The sequence below is a fragment of the Aliikangiella aequoris genome (assembly GCF_053709105.1).
This window is the reverse complement of the sequence record NZ_CM132298.1, coordinates 3315726-3334136: the sequence shown is the minus strand read 5'-3', so window position 1 is coordinate 3334136 and position 18411 is coordinate 3315726. Positions and strand designations below refer to the sequence as shown.

The window sequence follows — 18411 nt, the reverse complement described above, 5'->3', positions numbered from 1 at the left end:
GCGAGATTGAGATCCCTAGACAAAACCGAGAGAAGGCTAAACTATGCCGTGGTTACAATTTGCCTGTTTAACAACGCAACAGCATGCTGAAGAAGTTGGCGATGCACTTATTGAGTTAGGTGGATTGTCTGTTACGCTAATGGACGCAGAAGATGTGCCCATCCTAGAACCATTACCCGGTGAAACGCCTTTATGGCAAAACCTTAAAATAATGGTGCTTTTCGATGCTACAACCGATACCCAAGCATTACTTAAAGTGTGGCAAACGCACCCGCTAGCACAGTATTGCGAACAAGGTAAATTTGAATTATTAGAAGACAAAGATTGGGAGCGCGAATGGATGGAGCGGTTTGAGCCAATGCGCTTTGGAGATAAGCTTTGGGTTTGCCCTAGTTGGAAGCCGGTTCCAGAGCCCAGTGCCGTTAATATTATGTTAGATCCTGGACTCGCTTTTGGAACAGGAACACATCCCACCACGGCTATGTGCTTACGTTGGCTAAACTCGATTGATTTAAACGACAAAACGGTGATTGATTTTGGTTGTGGTTCAGGTATTTTAGCAATCGCCGCACTGAAGCTAGGTGCTAAAAAAGTGGTTGCCGTTGATATCGATCCGCAAGCTATTTTAGCGACTAAAGATAATGCCGAGCGAAATCAGGTACTAGACGAGCGCTTAATCGTTGGGCAGCCTGATATTTTAGACGGAGTAAAAGTAGAAGTACTTGTGGCTAATATTCTTGCTGGCCCATTAGAGTCATTGGCAGAGCAAATTTCCGCTCATTGCTTAACTCATGCTAAACTCGCTTTGTCGGGGTTACTTGATACACAAGCAGACAATTTATTAAAAGTTTATTCTCAGTGGTTCGACATGCAGCCTGCGGTATTTGAAAATGAGTGGGGCTGTTTGTCTGGAACTAAACGAGCGAAATAACAGTAAAGCTATCGGTAAAACAAAAATTAAAGCTTAACAAAAATAAAAACTCAAGGAAGTAAGCTAGTGCCACAAAATAGTCAATATACTCGCTGCCCTCAATGTCAAACGGCTTTCAAGGTGACTGAGCAAATGCTTGCAATGGCACATGGCAAAGTCCGTTGTGGCGCATGTCTAGAAGTTTTTTTAGCCACCGATCACTTATTACAACCTAGGGCTCAGGCAGCAGCTAAAGTTAATCAAACACAGCCTAGTCAAGTTGAGCAGGCGCCGGCAATCGATAATAAATCAATAGAGCAGGCTGAGCAGAGCGAACCTTCTTTAGGCGATATTGATGCGAGTGATGCCGATTTGGCTGATCTTAAGTTAAATTTGCAAACCCAACCGGAACAACAAGAAGCTTTAGACTTTGAGCCAGTAGACGCCGAGCCAGTAGACGCCGAGCCAGAGTCGAATGAGAGCGATAGACTGGAACAACAGGAAACTGACTGGCAAGTGCCGCAAGAGAACTCAGCCGATTCCGAACCAGAGCACTCTCTAGAAGATTTAGCACACATTCCCTCGCATGAAACTAGTCAAGAAGATGACGGCCTCAGCGCACTCGCCACTGCATCCATGGATTCTACCGAAACAACCACTGCGGAGGACTCCTCTGAACAATTGTATGAGTCATTTGAAGCCGCACTCGATGATTTAGAAATGTCGGCTTCGCCGGCTGATAAGTTAGGCGCAATTGACGAAGTTGTAGTAGAGCAAGTCGAGACTAAAGAAGTTTTACAACAAGCCGAGGATGAGCATGAGGTTGACAGCATAGAGTCGCATGAACCCGAATTAGACATCGATGCGATGTTAGACCAAGTTGAAATGAGTTTAGATGATAGTCTTTCTGATCCAACTGACGAGGCTAAAAATCCTAAACCAAAGCCACCTGCGCCAAGCGCCAATTCCGATTCAGATTCAGATTTAGACATAAATATTGACTCTAGTGTCGCCAGTGAGGAGCAACAAGATTCTCAACCAGAACTTCAACCAGAACCTCAGTCAGAGTCTAGCGAGCTAGACGAATCAGAAAACAAGTCTGGGCCTGCGCCAACAGCGAGTAAAGACCAAAGCGATGATATAGCGGAACTTGACTTAGCCGCTGAGCCAGAAGATTTAGCCAAATTGGCAGATAACTTAAGTGAACAAATAAACGATAGTGAAATAGAGCCTGATCCACTGGATGAGTTTGAAGGAATTGTTTCCACCAAGAAAACGACTTTACGTAGTTTGATGATAGCCAGTGTAATGATTATTGGTTTAGGCTGGGGGAGCTATAGCTTTTGGCAAAATAGACAAAGTTTAGCTTGGGATGAAACATGGGGTAGTGCTACCCAAAGTCTGTGTGAGCTACTACCCTGCGATATTCAGCCGCGTAAAGATGTTGCAAACATTAAGTTATTGCAGCGACTCGTAACACCTTCGGAAACCAATGAAAACCTGCTCGATGTTAAAATCTTGATGAGCAATCAAGCTGAATTTGAACAGCCTTTCCCTAATATTTTGATTAAATTTAGTAACTCGCAAGGCGCCTTAGTGGCTCAGAAATCTTTTTCTCCACAAGATTACTTTCAACAACGGGCGGATCAATTAATGCCAATTAATAGTGAAGTTCATATTAGTTTTAACATCGAGTTACCGCATCCGGATGCTTTAGGCTTCGAAATTCACTTCGAATAGTTTGTTGTGAAAGGCATTAAGTATGAGTTGCGCGTCAAGTACGCCGCGGGACTTTTTTAATGCCTTAGCTAGTTAGTTGATTCCTATACAAATTTTAAATTGCAAGGAAATTTACTAAAAAAACCACTTAAAAAATTCAACTTTTTAGTTCAGATCTCGTTTTCAAGCCGAGTTAAAGCGTGTAAAATCTGGTGCTTTCTTGACCAACCGAAATGTCGTCTCAGACTGAAAACACCTTGATATGAGGATTGGCCCATATTCACTAGATAATAATCTGTTTCTCGCGCCTATGGCAGGAGTGACTGATTTACCTTTTCGTCGCTTATGTAAAGCGATGGGAGCTGGTGTTGTTGTGGGTGAAATGGTTTCAGCAGATCCGTCACTACGGGGTTCTAGAAAAAGCATGTTGAGGCTAAGTCACGGTGACGAACCTGGTATTAGAGTGGTTCAAATTGCCGGAGGTGACGCAGAAATGCTCGCTTCATCTGCTCAGTATAACGTTGAAAATGGCGCGCAAGTTATTGATATTAACATGGGCTGTCCAGCTAAAAAGGTTTGTCGAAAGGCGGCCGGTTCAGCGCTGTTAAAAGATCCTGTATTAGTAGAAGAAATATTACATGCAGTGGTTAATGCAGTTGATGTTCCTGTCACTTTAAAAATCCGAACTGGCTGGGATCCTGACAATAAAAATGCGTTGCAAATTGCCCGTTTAGCTGAGGAGGCTGGTATTCAATCATTGGCTGTGCATGGGAGAACTCGAGCCTGTAAGTATTTAGGCATGGCTGAATATGACACTATCAAATTGGTGAAACAGTCAGTTGGGTTGCCGGTTATAGCAAACGGTGACATCGATTCACCTGAAAAAGCCAAACATGTTTTAGCTTATACCGGTGCTGACGGTTTAATGATTGGCAGAGCCGCGCAAGGTCGACCGTGGATTTTTAGGGAGATTTTGCATTATTTAAATACGGGAGAAAAGTTACCAGAAATTGAAATTCAAGAAGTTGAGCAAATATTAATGCAACACTTAATTGAATTACATCAGTTTTATGGTGAAGTACAGGGAGTTAGGATCGCGAGAAAGCACGTTTCTTGGTATTTAGCAGAATACGACCAAAGCGGAGCGGTTAAGCGACACTTTAATCAGATTCAATCAGCTGAAGAGCAGTTAAGCTGTTTGGTTGAGTATTTTAAACAGAGAAAATTTGAAAAGGCACAAGTGGCATGAATTTAGATAGCGTTGAATCTTTAGAACAAAAAGAAAGCAATTCTTTTGAAATTTTAAATCAACAAACGACTTTAAGGGAAAGTGTTGAGTTAGCGATGAAAAACTACTTCGCACAGTTAGAAGATGAAAAGCCAAGTGATATATATGATTTAGTTTTAGCTGAAGTTGAAGCGCCTTTAATGGAAAGCGTGATGGCTTATACCCAAGGCAATCAAACTAAAGCATCTCAAGTTCTTGGACTGAATCGCGGTACGCTTCGCAAAAAATTAAAAATGTACGGTTTAAACTAAGGCATTTTATAATTACAAAGCGGGCGTCAGCCCGTTTTGTGTTTTAGATATTTATATTTTTGATCAAACAGCAATTTACAGTTCACTTACTTAATTTTAACTTGGAATGATTATGAGCTCGATTCGACCCATAAAGCGCGCATTAATTAGCGTATCAGACAAAACTGGCATTTTAGAGTTTGCAAAAGCATTAATTGAAAAGAATATAGAAATTCTTTCCACTGGTGGTACCGCAAAGTTGATGATGGAAAATAACCTGCCAGTTACCGAAGTTTCTAGTTACACCGGTTTTCCAGAAATGATGGATGGTCGAATTAAAACCTTACACCCTAAAATTCATGGCGGAATTTTAGCGCGTCGCGGTAAAGATGATGCCGTTATGCAAGAGCATGATATTCAAGGAATCGATTTGCTAGTTGTCAATCTTTATCCGTTTGAAGCAACAGTAGCTAATCCTGATTGTGAGCTACAAGATGCTATTGAAAATATCGATATTGGCGGTCCTACCATGTTGCGTGCTGCGGCTAAAAATCATCACGATGTAACCGTGGTAGTCGAGCCAAGTGATTACGCTTTAGTGGTTCAACAGCTGGAAGAAAAGGGCGGAACTGAGTTAAACCTTAGATATCGCTTAGCTTGGAAAACCTTTGCGCACACGGCACACTACGACTCAGCAATTTCAAATTATTTAGGTGCTCGATTGGAAAGTGTTGACGCGCCAGAAGAGTTTCCAGAATCTTACTCTGTACAGTATAAAAAAGCCCAAACTATGCGTTATGGAGAGAATCCTCATCAAGCCGCAGCTTTCTATGTAGAGTCTAATCCACTTGAGTCATCAGTGGCTACTGCAGTTCAAATTCAAGGCAAAGCCTTGTCGTTTAATAATGTTGCTGATACCGATGCAGCATTAGAGTGCGTCAAGCAGTTTGAAGCGCCTGCGTGTGTCATAGTAAAACACGCAAACCCTTGTGGTGTTGCCGTTGGCGAAAACATTAGTGAAGCCTATGCAAACGCATTTAAAACGGATCCTACATCAGCTTTTGGCGGTATTATTGCATTCAACCGAGAGCTTGATCATGCAACTGCAAAAGCAATTGTTGATCAACAGTTTGTAGAAGTGATTATTGCACCCAGCGTATCGGAACGAGCGAAACTTGTTGTTGCGGCCAAAAAAAATGTTCGCTTGCTCGCTTGTGGTCAATGGGATGAGCCTGTATCTGCGTGGGATTACAAACGCGTAAATGGTGGATTGTTAGTACAAGATCGCGACCTAGGCATGATAACTGCGGCAGACTTAAAAGTAGTGTCTAAACTACAGCCAACCGAAGCACAAATTAAAGATTTATTGTTCTGTTGGAAAGTGGCTAAGTCAGTTAAATCAAATGCAATTGTGTACGCTAAAAATCAAATGACAATTGGCGTTGGTGCAGGCCAAATGAGCCGAGTCTATAGTGCAAAAATTGCAGGAATTAAAGCGGCCGATGAAGGTTTAAAGGTCAAAGGTTCGGTGATGGCTTCTGATGCTTTCTTTCCATTTAGAGATGGTATTGATGCTGCTGCTCAAGCGGGCATTAGCGCAATCATTCAACCCGGTGGTTCAATGCGCGATCAAGAAGTCATTGATGCGGCTGACGAGCATGGTATGGCAATGGTATTTACTGGCATGCGTCACTTTAAACATTAAACATTAAACATTAAACATTAAACATTAAACATTAAAAATTAATCAGCAAGCACAATGATGTTACATTTTTAAAGGAAAAAGATATGAAAGTTTTAGTGGTTGGTGGCGGTGGTCGTGAACACGCCTTAGCATGGCAGTCAGCAAAAGCTGACAACGTTGAAAAAGTATTTGTTGCGCCAGGAAATGCTGGCACAGCGCTAGAGAGTAAATTAGAGAATATTGATATTGCGGCTGAAGACATTCAGGCGTTACTTAAGTTTGCACAAGACAACCAAGTTGAGCTGACCATTGTAGGTCCAGAGGCGCCGCTTTGTTTAGGTATTGTTGATCTGTTTGAACAAGCTGGTCTTCAATGTTTTGGTCCTTCTAAAGGAGCAGCACAATTAGAAGGTTCTAAGGCTTTTACTAAAGACTTTCTAGCGCGTCATAAAATTCCTACTGCAGCTTATGGAAACTTTACGGAAATAAAAGCAGCGAAAGATTATGTTGTTAAAGTTGGTACGCCAATCGTAATTAAAGCAGATGGACTTGCCGCAGGTAAGGGAGTGATTATCGCTCAAACCCAAGCTGAAGCATTTGCTGCAATAGATGATATGCTAGACGGAAATAAATTTGGCGACGCTGGACACCGGGTTGTTGTTGAGGAATTTTTGGTTGGCGAAGAAGCCAGCTTTATTGTAATGGTTGATGGAAAAAATATTTTGCCATTGGCCACCTCACAAGATCATAAAGCGAGAGACAATGGTGACCAAGGGCCTAACACTGGTGGAATGGGGGCTTATTCGCCTGCTCAAATAGTCACGCCAGAAATGCATGATAAAATTATGCAACAAGTGATTATTCCAACTGTTGAGGGTATGGCTGCAGAAGGTAATCCTTACACCGGATTTCTCTATGCTGGCATTATGATTTCACCCAGTGGCGAGCCTAAAGTTTTAGAATATAATTGCCGTTTTGGTGACCCAGAGACTCAACCCATTATGTCTCGATTAAAGTCCGATATTAACCAATTGTGCTTAACCGCTTTAGCTGGCAAGTTAGATCAAGCGCAGGTAGAGTGGGATCCGCGTTTCGCGGTTGGCGTGGTGCTAGCTGCAGGTGGATATCCAGACAGTTACCCCAAAGGCGACGTGATAGAAGGGTTAGATTCTCACATTGCCGATAGCAAAGTATTCCATGCTGGAACTCAAGTTAAAGATGGTGCTGTGGTTACTGCTGGTGGACGCGTATTATGTGTTGTTGCTTTGGGTGACTCTGTAACGAGTGCTCAAAAATTAGCTTATCAGCGTGTTGAAACAATTCATTGGAATAAAGTTTATTACCGCAATGATATTGGCCATAAAGCGATCACAAGAGAAAAAAATAAAACTTAATTTAAGTTGATAACTTTCATAAAAAAAGGAGCTGCATGGCTCCTTTTTTATTCTTGATGATCAAAAATAAATACTTTCTCTATAAACTGTATGAATAATCTATTGTTGTGGTGTTGACGCAGGTAAAGTTAGCGTAAAAATACTGCCTTCCCCCAATTTTGATTCGACCTTTATGCTACCTTGATGTAGCTCTACCAGCTCCTTAGTAATTGACAGCCCTAGGCCCGTTCCACCGTAGCGCCTTTTAGCAGAACCATCGACTTGTTCAAAGCGATTAAATATGTTTTTTAATTCACTTTTACTCATTCCTATTCCGGTGTCTGTTACTTTAATAACGACGTTTGCGAGATGCTTGGTAACTTGCACGGTGACTTCGCCTTGTTCAGTAAATTTTAGCGCGTTGCTTAGTAAGTTTAAAATAATTTGATAAAGACGCCTTGGATCGGCTTTAACCCATGGTGGTGATTCAATTTGTGCCGTGATTGAAACCTTGGAGTTTTTATTGAGTAAGTTCATTTCTAAAATTAAACTATTTAGCAAAGTAGCCAAATCAACATTTTCAATACTCAGTTTAAGTTTTTTCTCGTTGAGCGCAGAATAGTCGAGAATATCGGATACCAGTGCAAGTAAGTGCTTGCCACTATCGGAGATAAGTTTTAAGTAACTTTTTAAGTCATCGCCTTGATTATAAGTGAGTTTGGGATCTTTTAATGCGAGTTCAGATAACCCTAAAATAGCATTAAGGGGGGTCCTAAGCTCATGGGTTGTGTTGGCTAAGAACTCATCTTTTAGCTTGTCGAGTTTGCGTAACTTAACCGAAACTTCACGCTCTTTGCGTGCAAGAGTCTGTTGCGCCTTTAGCTTTTGACTTTGCAAATATAAGTAGACACCAACTATCAACAGAAAAAGCAGACTGTAAATTAAATACGCCCACCATGAAATCCACCATGGCGTTGATACGCTAATATTTAAGAGCAGGGGGTTAGACCATACACCTTTTTCAGATTGAGCTTTTAGTTCCAAAAGATGCTCGCCAGGACTTAAATTAGTTAAATTAACTTGGTTTTGTTTGCCCAGCATTATCCAATCGCCTTGCTCGCTATTTTCTTTTAGGCGGTAGGCATATTGATGTGCGTCGGGGTTGTTATAGTCGGTAAGCGCGAATTGAAATGAAACGACTTTGTCTTTATAAGATAGAGATAAGTCTGTTAGCTGAGCGATTGGTTGATTTATTTCAATGGCTTTGTAGTATTTTAAAATGTTGGTTAAAACTAAGTTAACTGGTTGCGCTATTGTTTCGTCTTTGGGGATAAAGCTAATTGCGCCATCGGCACCGCCAAATAGTAGTTCACATTCATGTCCATATTGATAGGCTGTAGTATTAAATTCTGAAAATAGTAGCCCATCTCTTTTGGAATAGTTAATAATCGTTCCATTAGGTTTTATTCGTGATAGAGCGTTATTTGTTGCGGCCCAAATATCGCGTTTACAATCTGTCAGTAGCCCGTTAATAGTATTGTTTGCTAAACCATCTTTTATGGTGATATGTTGGAATACTCCGTCTTTTTCCATTCGACTGAGCCCTAAGGGACCGCCTACAAGTAAGTTATTATTGCTATCTTCTCCAATGGCGAGTACTTCATTTGAGAGCAAAGATTGGGGATTATTGGGTTCTGATTGATAGTGTTTAAAGTCATCAGTTTCGGGTCTGTATCGACTTAGTCCACCGTTTTCTGTACCCACCCAAAACTGCCCGTTACTGTCTTCAAAAAGTGCAAATACTTTTACTCCTTGAAGTGAATTAGGCTCCCCTTGTTGAGGGCGATAAAACTGAAAAGTAGACGCGTTCTTTTTGAGTCTTGCAAGTCCTTGTAGCCGTGTTGCAAACCACCAGTCGCCGTTTTTAGTCTGCAACATATTAATTACTGAGTGAGGATTCTCTTGCCCTGAAGAGCGGTTTCTTTTGTTGTATTGTTTAATCACTTTACCCGTAGAAGGATCAAAAAGATTGAGTCCTTGATAGTAATTTCCTACCCAAATTAAACCGTCGTCTCTCTCAGCTAGTGCCCACACTCTTCTACCTGCGATCGAGCTGGGGTCGTGTTTGTTTGCGCTATAATGTTGAAATGTTTCTGTTTGGGGATTGAAGCGGGTCAACCCGCCTACGTCACTACCAAACCAATAAGTACCATCTTTAGCTCGCATTAAATCCCAAATATTATCGCCACTAAGGCTATTGGAATTAAAAGGTATAGCGGCAAAATTGCGAAAGCTTTGATTGTCTAAATTGAAAGTGTTAACTCCTCCACTCCAGGTGCCAATCCAAAATAAACCACGATTGTCTTGGTAAATACTTAATACGCTGTTGTGACTAATGCTCGTGGTATCGCCTACCACCTTGCGGTAGTTAAAAAACTGTTCAGCATGACTATCAAAATAAAAAAGGCCGCCGAGACTGGTGCCAATCCACAAGGTATATTTATTGTCTAAATACAGGCTGTTGATTGGCCCCCAGTCTTCTTTGTTATTTAATTTGAAACTCTCATACTCAAGCTTAGTTTGATTATTTAAAGAATTTTGCTGGATATTTTTGTCTGTTTGGGCTGATTCCTTTGGCTGTAATTGTGCGAGTTTTTTGTCAATTTCTTTATCATTAAAGCGGTAGAGTCCGCCGTCTAAGCTAGCCGCCCACACAGAATTGTTATGGTCTTTAAGTAAATAGGAAAAGTTTGCTCCGTATAGTTGGTTCGATTGAGTCACAAATGGTTGATATTGGTCGGTTTGAGTATCGAATAGCATGAGCCCGTGACCTGTAGCCAAAAGCAAGTAGCGTTGGTTTAAAGCGAGAATATCTCTCACTCTATTGGCGAGCGCGCTGTTTGGTTTTTCCTTGATTTTAAAGCGAATTGCTTCGCCATTTTGAGGGTTGAACTTAACTAGCCCTGCTCGAGTACCAATCCAAAATACTTGGCTGTTTGCTTCGAGAATATCCACGACGATATTGCCCGTCGCTGGTTCATTGGGTTGAGTCAACGAAAACTGGCTAAAACTTTGGGTGGCACTATCGTAAAGGCTAAGTCCTTTGCCTTGGGTGCCGATCCACAATCTTTGCTGCGAGTCTTCTAGCAATACTCTAACATCATTGCTTTTTATGGCGCTTTTATCATTGGGATCGGCTCTAAAAATAACAAATTGTTTGCCGTCGTAGCGGTTTAAGCCATCTTGGGTTGCAATCCAAATAAACCCCATATGATCTTGTAGCGTTTGATAGACGTAGCTTTGAGATAGCCCGTCATCAACATTAATACGATGAAAATTTATGGTTTCTTTGCTCTGGACTGCAAGGTTTGGGGTTGCAATCACTGCCGGAGAAACAACTAACAACAACCAAGTTAGAAGGCTTGCCAGTTGAGAAATAAATGGAATTTGTATGTAATGAGTAAGGCTTGGCATTAATTTTAGGCAGTTAATCGCGCTCATTTTAAAGTGACTAATAGAATCATAGCAGGCATAACGCAGTCTAACCGACTCTTTGAGTCGTTTCCAAGCGGTTAATACGCAGTTTGAGCGCTGTTCTGTGTGGATTCGACTAGGTTAATTTATGCTGTTATTTCAAATACCCAATATCTCATATAGTTATACAATTATCCATCGCTAAACAAATCTTAGTGCGATGGCTAGTTTCAATGATTTGAATAGTTGCCAGCAGGCTTGTTTGAAATCAGGACAGCTTGTGAAATCAGGACAGCTTGGATTAAGCTATTTTTTAAAATATTGATTGATTCGATAGAATTTCTTCAATGCTGATCTATACTTATTGGTATTCACTATTTACTGGAAATGATTGTTTTGAAGTATTCCGTTGTTGCTAAGTGGGGTCTTTTGGCTGCCGCTTGCGCCATTTTGGGGTGGTTTTATGGTGCACCATTCACTAGCTTGCAGAATAATAGTCCTAAACCAGTTTCCATCGCACTAGCTAAAACGCCATTGTCTACGCCTTTCTATGTTGCACTAGAGAAAAACTACTTTGACAAAAGTTGTGTGACACTCAAAGTATCCGAAGTTATTGGAGGGCACAATAGCTTTAGTCAGATGATTTCTGGGCAAGCCGACCTCTCAACTAGCTCTGACTCTGTGATGGCCTACCAGTTAATGGAAAATTCAAACTTTGTTAACTTAGCCACTTTTGTCGAGTCGGATAATGACATAAAGGTGGTTCTTCGCGAAGGAATTGATTTTAAAGCGAACCAAAAGTTGAAAGTTGGTTTAGTCAAAGGGAGTGCAAGCGAATATTTTTTTAGTCAATACACCGCGATTAATCAGATTAATGATTCCCAACTCGATGTTCAGTTTTTGAATGTAGAGCAAATGCCAGATGCATTGCAGTCGGCTCAAGTAGACAGTGTGGTCGCTTGGGAGCCCTATGCATTTCAAAGCCTGCAAAGTAATCAACGTAGTTTTTTAGAGCCTACTAAAAATCTGTATACGTTAACATTTAATTTACTGGCTCGGCGGGGTTTTGTTGCGCAAAACGCTAAAGCGACGCGCTGTATTTTAGAAGCCTTACAAAAAGCCAATTATTACATTGCGTCTAACCCCGAAAGCGCGAAGAAAATACTCTTAAAAAAACTAGATATAAACGCTCAAGTCGTTGATTGGGTTTGGCCAGATTACATTTTCAGATTAAACCTTAATCGCTCAATGCTAATGAGTATTGACTCGCAAATTACCTGGGCGATGCAACAAGGAAAAATTCCAACGGCTCCAGTGCCAGATCTGCGCCAATTTGTGCAGCCGTCGGCATTGTTAGCGCTCGATCCTAGCGCCGTTAATATAGACTAGGTAAAGCCAAACTTGAATATAAATCGTAAACTCAATTTAGTTACTACATCGGCTCTAGTCATGCTGGTTTTAATTTGTTTAAGCGTGGGGCTTGCTTGGCAAAAAGTAGATTCTGCTTTAGCGAGAGTTGAGTATTCTCGTGCTGTAGGTAACCTAGTCTATCGCTTGCAAAATGCTCTCTTATTTGAACTTAATCCACAGCTAAGAAATAGCCATGCTTATCAATGGGAAAAAGGAATTAAAGCGCTGACTGCCAAACTAAGCGAAGCACCAACGTTTCCCGGAGAGATTCAGTCGATACAAAATAGTTTATTAGCAAAAAGTCGAAGTTTGGATGCCCTATACCTATATATAGCCGAGATTAAGCCAACAGCCGATCGGCAGGAAATTAAAAGTCATTTGCGCAAGCGTATGCTCCAACAAATTGAATCTGTACGCGAAGATAGTCAACGGCTCGTTTTGAATGCAGAGAAATCGATAAGAGAAATAATTATTCAGCAGCTATTTTTGGTGGGTAGCGGCGTTTTGATATTCTTTGTGGTTTTCTTTTTTAACCTTTATCGCTTTGTCGATTGGTTTAAGACTGCAATCGAACATTTAAACAAAGGCCTTCGTTCGGTAAGGCAAGGAAATTTCCAGCCAGTCGATACAAATCAAGAGTTTGGGTTTTTAGAGCCGATTATGTATGAATTTAATCGTATGTCAGAGCAGTTAAGAGATACCACGGTGAGCCATGATGCTATGCAGCAAATTGTAGCCGAGCGTACTGAGTCATTAAAGCAAATTGCAATAACTGATTATTTAACACAAATCCCTAATCGTCGAGCGCTTTTTGAACAAGGCTCACTAGAATATACGCGTGCTCGTCGACATAACTTTGGGTTAAGTTTACTGATTATTGATTGTGACCATTTTAAAAAAATAAACGATGTTTATGGGCATCTTACTGGAGATAAGGTGCTTATTCACCTAACTAGATTAACAACTCAAGCCATAAGAGATATTGATTTACTAGGGCGGTTTGGTGGTGAGGAGTTTATTGTTATTTTACCGCATAGTGGTCAACAAGCAGCTATTGAAATTGCTCGCCGTATTCAAAAAAACCTTTCTGAAAAGCCATTTGAGTATAACTTTAAGCCCATAGCGCTTACGGTTAGTATTGGAATTGCTTGTTTAACTCAATCGACTCAGTCATTAGAAGAGCTTATTAGTTGCGCAGACAAAGCGCTCTTAACTGCTAAAAGTAGCGGTAGGAATACTTTTGTTGTGGCCGAATAACGCTAGAAATCCTTATATAAATCAATCTTATATAGTTTCTTACATTTTCGCATTTGCGTTTGAAACTCGAAAAGTGGAGTATCGTTGTTCAAACTTTATAAGCTGAATTGTTAGCTTTATTGTCAAATAAGGCTTTAAAGAGTGAAGCGTGGCTAAGTATAACTCTGGCGAGAACGCATGATTGACTTTAAAAATAATCAAAAATTGAGGTGAAATAATGGAGAGACGAGATTTTGTAAAACTATCTTGTGCTGGTGTAGGGGGACTTGTTCTTCCTGTCACAGGCAATATAGTTAGCGCGGCCGAGCTAGTCGATAAACCAATGGACGTAGCGCTCAAAAAAAAGCTAGCTGATATTGCATTAAATGCAGCTAAATCAGTTGGAGCTAGCTACGCAGATGTTCGCATTGGACGTTATCTTAACCAGTTTGTTACCACCCGCGAAAAAGTCGTTAATAACATTGTTAATACTGAGTCTGCCGGTGTCGGTATTCGTGTTATAGCAAACGGAACATGGGGGTTTGCTTCTACCTCTAACGCTTCACCCGATAGCATCGCTAAAACCGCTAAACAGGCTGTTGCAATTGCTAAAGCCAATTCAAAATTTCAAACTGTACCTGTTCAACTAGCGCCAGTTAAGGGTACCGGCGAGGTGAGTTGGAAAACTCCGATTGTCAAAAATGCCTTTGAAATTCCAGTTAAGGAAAAAGTTGAGCGATTGCTAGAAGTTAACAATGCTGCTCTGGCTAATGGTGCTAGCTATATCACTTCTATTCTATTTTTAGTCAATGAACAAAAGTACTTTGCTTCAACTGATGGTTCATACATTGATCAAGATGTCCATCGTTTATGGGCACCGTTTTTTGCGAGTGCAGTGGGTAAGAGTGGCTTTAAACAACGCACTGGTTTAGGTAACCCCGTAGGTATGGGTTTTGAGTACTTAGACGGTAAGAAAGAAGATAAAATATACGTGCAGGGCGCCAATGTTGGGTATAAAAACTCTTACGACATGGTGGAAGATGCGACTAATGCAGGTAAAGAGTTACAGAAAAAATTAAGCGCAAAATCGGTTAAACCCGGTAAGTACGACTTAGTATTAGATCCGGCTCATTTAATGTTGACCATCCATGAGTCGGTTGGTCATCCGTTAGAATTAGACCGAGTATTGGGATATGAAGCAAACTACGCTGGTACTAGCTTTGCAACTCTCGATAAATGGCGTAGTAAGAAGTTTCAATACGGCTCAGACATCGTAAACTTGGTTGCTGACAAAACTGAAGAGCATTCACTCGGTTGTGTTGGCTATGACGACGAAGGGGTTAAAACCAAGCAATGGGATCTAATTAAAGACGGAATTTTGGTGAACTACCAGGCCACTCGAGATCAAGTTCATATGATCGACCAAAATGAGTCTCATGGCTGTTGTTACGCGCAAAGCTGGGCCGATGTCCAATTCCAGCGTATGCCTAATGTTTCTTTAATGCCAAACCCAAAAGAAGATTTAAGTGCAGATGACTTAATTAAAGATGTTGAAAAAGGTATCTATATAGCCGGTCGTGGTTCCTATTCTATTGACCAACAAAGGTATAACTTTCAGTTCGGTGGACAATTATTCTATGAAATTAAAGATGGGAAAATTGTTGATCAGATTGAAGATGTTGCCTATCAATCAAACACTCAGGAGTTCTGGAATTCGTGTGCTCAATTGGCGGGTAAGTCTGACTACCGTTTAGGTGGTTCATTCTTTGACGGTAAGGGTCAACCTTCGCAAGTTAGTGCGGTATCGCATGGCTGTCCTACAACACGATTTAATGATGTCAAAGTCTTAAACACAAAACGAAAAGTTTAAGCTTTGCTAAACAGAATAAAAGTTTGATGAGGTGAACTATGTCAATTTTAACAGAAAAAGAAGCTAAAAAATTACTTAAAAAGGTGATCGCTTTTTCAAAGGCAGACGAATGTGTTGCCACTCTAAATGGAGAAGTCGCTGGAAATATTCGGTACGCGCGGAATACAGTAAGTACCTCTGGAGCCACTAGCGATTTAACCTTAGCGGTACAGTCTAATTTTGGAAAAAAAGGCGGTGTCGCGACCATTAATGAATTTGATGACGCATCAATTGAAAAAGTGGTTAGACGTTCAGAAGAGTTGGCAAGACTTGCGCCTGAAAATCCAGAATATATGCCTTTGATAGGCCCACAAAAATATTCAAACGCAACGACCTACTTTGAGTCAACTGCAAAAGTTACGCCTGAACAAAGAGCGCAAGCCGCAGAGAATTCAATTGTACCGTCAAAGAAAAATAAACTTATCGCTAGTGGATTTTTAAATGACTCTCAAAGTATGCGTGCCATGATGAATAGTAAAGGATTATTCGCATTTAATAAAAGTACCGAAGTAAACTTTTCTGCCACTATTCGAACAGAAGATGGTAGAGGTTCAGGCTGGGTTACGCGTGATTATTCCGACGTAAAGCATTTAGATACTGCTGAGGCTTCAATGATTGCCATTAACAAGTCGAAAGGCTCGGTTGGGGCAAAAGAATTAGAGCCTGGGCGCTATACGGTAATACTAGAGCCAGCAGCAAGTGTACAATTGCTAAGTAATATGGTTGGAAATATGGATCAGCGAGCGGCTGATGAAGGACGCAGCTTTTTAAGTTACCAGGCGAAGGAAGGAGAAGAGAATCCACGTAAAAATAAGTTAGGCGATAAACTGTTTGACGAGCGTGTGAATATTTACTCTGATCCTCATCATCCAATGGTTCCTACGGCAACTTATTCCGGCGATGGGTTTCCGGTAGAGCGTACCGAGTGGATTAAAGATGGTAAAGTCGTCAATTTATACAATTCGCGATATTGGGCAGAAAAAACCGGCTCAAAGCATATTCCTACAGCAACGGGTGGAAACCAGTTTATTATGGCTGGTGGTTCAGATAGTTTAGAAAAAATGATCAAAGATACTCGCCGCGGTGTGTTGGTGACTCGCTTATGGTATATCCGTCAGCTTGATCCGCAAACCTTGTTATATACCGGGTTAACTCGCGATGGTACTTTCTTTATTGAAAATGGAGAAATTAAATACCCGATTAAAAATTTCCGTTTTAATGAAAGCCCTATTGTTATGCTTAATAATATTGAGGCATTAGGAAAGCCGGTGCGTATTAATGGCAATATGGTTCCTCCAATGAAAATTAGGGATTTTAACTTTAGTAGTTTGTCAGACGCAGTATAAAGTAGAAACTAGAAACCACGAGCAGAACTTAATTCAGGTTAAGTTCTGCTTTGTTGTTTTTAACAACTTAAGATTTGAGCCCTATGTCCTTAGCCACTAGTAATAAACAATGAGTATGAAGCGTCGTCAATTACTCCGTTCGATCACTGCAGTATGTGCTGCAGGGACACTACCTGTGCCTTGGGTATTGTGTGAAGAGAAAATATACGACTTTTATTTTACTCGGTTAAGTTACGAGTCTGGTGATTGGGAAGTTGATGAGCGTATGCCCGCAAATATACTGAACTCTCTAATTGAGTACACTAACTTGCGAGTAGATTTAAACGAAAGAATTATACCACTTGCCGATACTGCAATGCTGAAATCACCATTTTGTTATTTAGCCGGGCATCGATTAGTTGAGTTTACCGCGAGCGAAAAACAAAATTTTAAACACTATGTCGACAATGGCGGCTTTGTTTTTGTAGATGACTGCAATCATGATATCGACGGATTGTTTGCACAATCATTTGAAGCTCAAATGGCTGAATTGTTTGGCGAACAAGCGCTACAAAAGATCCCCAATGATCACCCAATTTACTCTAGCTATTTTGAGTTTGATGGACCGCCAGACACTAGCTTAGAGCTGAATGGGTGGGGAGATGATTTAGTTCATGATTACTTGAAGGCTATTCTAATCAATGGCCGTATTGGGGTGCTTTATAGCAATAAAGATTTAGGTTGTGAGTGGGATTATGACTTTAGAAATAAACGTTTTATGGCAGAGGACAATACCCGCTTCGCGGTAAATATAGTGATATATGCTATGACAGCATAATAAAAAATGAGACTAATAATGCAATCAACAGAGTTAATTGAAAAGATACGCCGTTTGCAAGCAGTTAAAAAAGAAATAGCTAAAAATATTGTTGGCCAAGAGCAGGTGGTTAGAGAAATACTTATTTGTATTATTGCTGGTGGTCACTGCTTACTTGAAGGTGTCCCGGGTCTAGCTAAAACGCTAATGGTTAGCTCAATTGGCGAAGCACTGGCACTAGATTTTCATCGAGTACAATTTACACCAGACTTAATGCCAAGCGATATTATAGGTACAGAAATTTTAGAAGAAGATCATACTTCTGGTAAGCGCTTTTTTAAATTTCAACAAGGACCTGTGTTTACCAATATCTTATTAGCCGACGAAATCAATCGAACACCACCTAAAACCCAAGCTGCATTGCTTGAAGCAATGCAAGAAAAGCGGGTGAGCTACGCGGGAACTACCTACCCATTGGCAAAGCCGTTCTTTGTACTAGCAACTCAAAATCCAGTAGAACAATCTGGTACTTACCCTTTACCAGAAGCACAACTTGACCGATTTTTAATGTTGGTAAAGGTCGACTATCCAAGTCAGGCAGAAGAGATCGAAATTCTTAAAAGAACCACGTCAAGTAACTCGCGAACTATTCAGCCATTACTCAATTGTGATGAAATAATTAAGCTACAAAGCTTAGTGAAAGAAGTTGAAATTTCTGACGCAATGGTGGCTTATACAGCTCAAATTATTCGAGAAACTCGCCCGGCGCAAAGTGGTAATAAAATGATCCGTGATTACGTAAACTGGGGAGCTGGGCCAAGAGCAGGGCAGGCGCTTATCTTATGCGCGAAAGCTAACGCATTAATGGAAGAGCGTTTTGCAGTGACCTTAGATGATCTTCAATTAGTGGTGACGAGTATCTTACGACATAGAATATTGCTTAACTTTCAGGCACAAGCCGATCAAATATCAGTAGAAACTGTGATCGAAAATCTACTCACTAGTATTCCACTACCTAAAAAGCCAATTGGGTGAA

The 18411-nt window shown here is 40.8% G+C and carries 13 protein-coding genes; 12 read left to right on the top strand and 1 reads right to left on the bottom strand.

The features are described from left to right. Positions 1-43 precede the first annotated feature (43 nt). From prmA to purD, 6 genes are all read left to right on the top strand, one after another. Positions 44-931: a 50S ribosomal protein L11 methyltransferase gene (gene prmA, locus ACUR5C_RS14470; protein WP_454465884.1), complete on the top strand. Its 888-nt coding sequence runs from the start codon at positions 44-46 to the stop codon at positions 929-931. Between the two features lie 66 nt (positions 932-997). Next, entirely contained in the window at positions 998-2650 is a 1653-nt protein-coding gene (locus tag ACUR5C_RS14465; RefSeq protein WP_454465883.1) for a zinc-ribbon and DUF3426 domain-containing protein, read from the top strand. A gap of 241 nt (positions 2651-2891) precedes the next feature. Beyond that, a complete protein-coding gene (dusB, locus tag ACUR5C_RS14460; RefSeq protein WP_454465882.1) occupies positions 2892-3878 on the top strand; it encodes a tRNA dihydrouridine synthase DusB in 987 nt (328 codons plus the stop codon). Continuing rightward, a complete protein-coding gene (fis, locus tag ACUR5C_RS14455; protein WP_454465881.1) occupies positions 3875-4168 on the top strand; it encodes a DNA-binding transcriptional regulator Fis in 294 nt (97 codons plus the stop codon). The genes dusB and fis overlap by 4 nt, the downstream gene beginning before the upstream one ends. Before the next feature lie 106 nt (positions 4169-4274). Further along, complete coding sequence (gene purH / locus ACUR5C_RS14450) at positions 4275-5852, top strand: bifunctional phosphoribosylaminoimidazolecarboxamide formyltransferase/IMP cyclohydrolase (protein ID WP_454465880.1); 1578 nt, start codon at positions 4275-4277, stop codon at positions 5850-5852. Positions 5853-5935: 83 nt separating this feature from the next. Beyond that, on the top strand, positions 5936-7225 hold the full coding sequence (gene purD / locus ACUR5C_RS14445) for a phosphoribosylamine--glycine ligase (RefSeq protein WP_454465879.1): 1290 nt from the start codon (positions 5936-5938) through the stop codon (positions 7223-7225). A gap of 99 nt (positions 7226-7324) precedes the next feature. Here purD and ACUR5C_RS14440 read toward each other — a convergent pair whose 3' ends face one another. Further along, positions 7325-10705 carry a ligand-binding sensor domain-containing protein gene (locus ACUR5C_RS14440; protein WP_454465878.1) on the bottom strand — a complete coding sequence of 1127 codons (3381 nt, stop codon included), beginning with the start codon at positions 10703-10705 and terminating at the stop codon, positions 7325-7327. A 369-nt stretch (positions 10706-11074) separates the two neighbouring features. Between ACUR5C_RS14440 and ACUR5C_RS14435 the strand changes: the two genes are divergently transcribed. From ACUR5C_RS14435 to ACUR5C_RS14410, 6 genes are all read left to right on the top strand, one after another. Beyond that, positions 11075-12067, top strand: coding sequence for an ABC transporter substrate-binding protein (locus ACUR5C_RS14435; protein WP_454465877.1), 993 nt, complete (start codon positions 11075-11077; stop codon positions 12065-12067). A 12-nt stretch (positions 12068-12079) separates the two neighbouring features. Beyond that, positions 12080-13345, top strand: a complete 1266-nt coding sequence (locus tag ACUR5C_RS14430; RefSeq protein WP_454465876.1) for a sensor domain-containing diguanylate cyclase — start codon at positions 12080-12082, stop codon at positions 13343-13345. A 217-nt stretch (positions 13346-13562) separates the two neighbouring features. After that, complete coding sequence (locus tag ACUR5C_RS14425) at positions 13563-15194, top strand: TldD/PmbA family protein (protein WP_454465875.1); 1632 nt, start codon at positions 13563-13565, stop codon at positions 15192-15194. Between the two features lie 38 nt (positions 15195-15232). Next, positions 15233-16579, top strand: a complete 1347-nt coding sequence (locus ACUR5C_RS14420) for a TldD/PmbA family protein (RefSeq protein ID WP_454465874.1) — start codon at positions 15233-15235, stop codon at positions 16577-16579. Between the two features lie 109 nt (positions 16580-16688). After that, positions 16689-17396, top strand: a complete 708-nt coding sequence (locus ACUR5C_RS14415) for a DUF4159 domain-containing protein (protein WP_454465873.1) — start codon at positions 16689-16691, stop codon at positions 17394-17396. An 18-nt stretch (positions 17397-17414) separates the two neighbouring features. Further along, positions 17415-18410, top strand: coding sequence for an AAA family ATPase (locus tag ACUR5C_RS14410; protein ID WP_454465872.1), 996 nt, complete (start codon positions 17415-17417; stop codon positions 18408-18410). Position 18411: the final 1 nt, after the last annotated feature.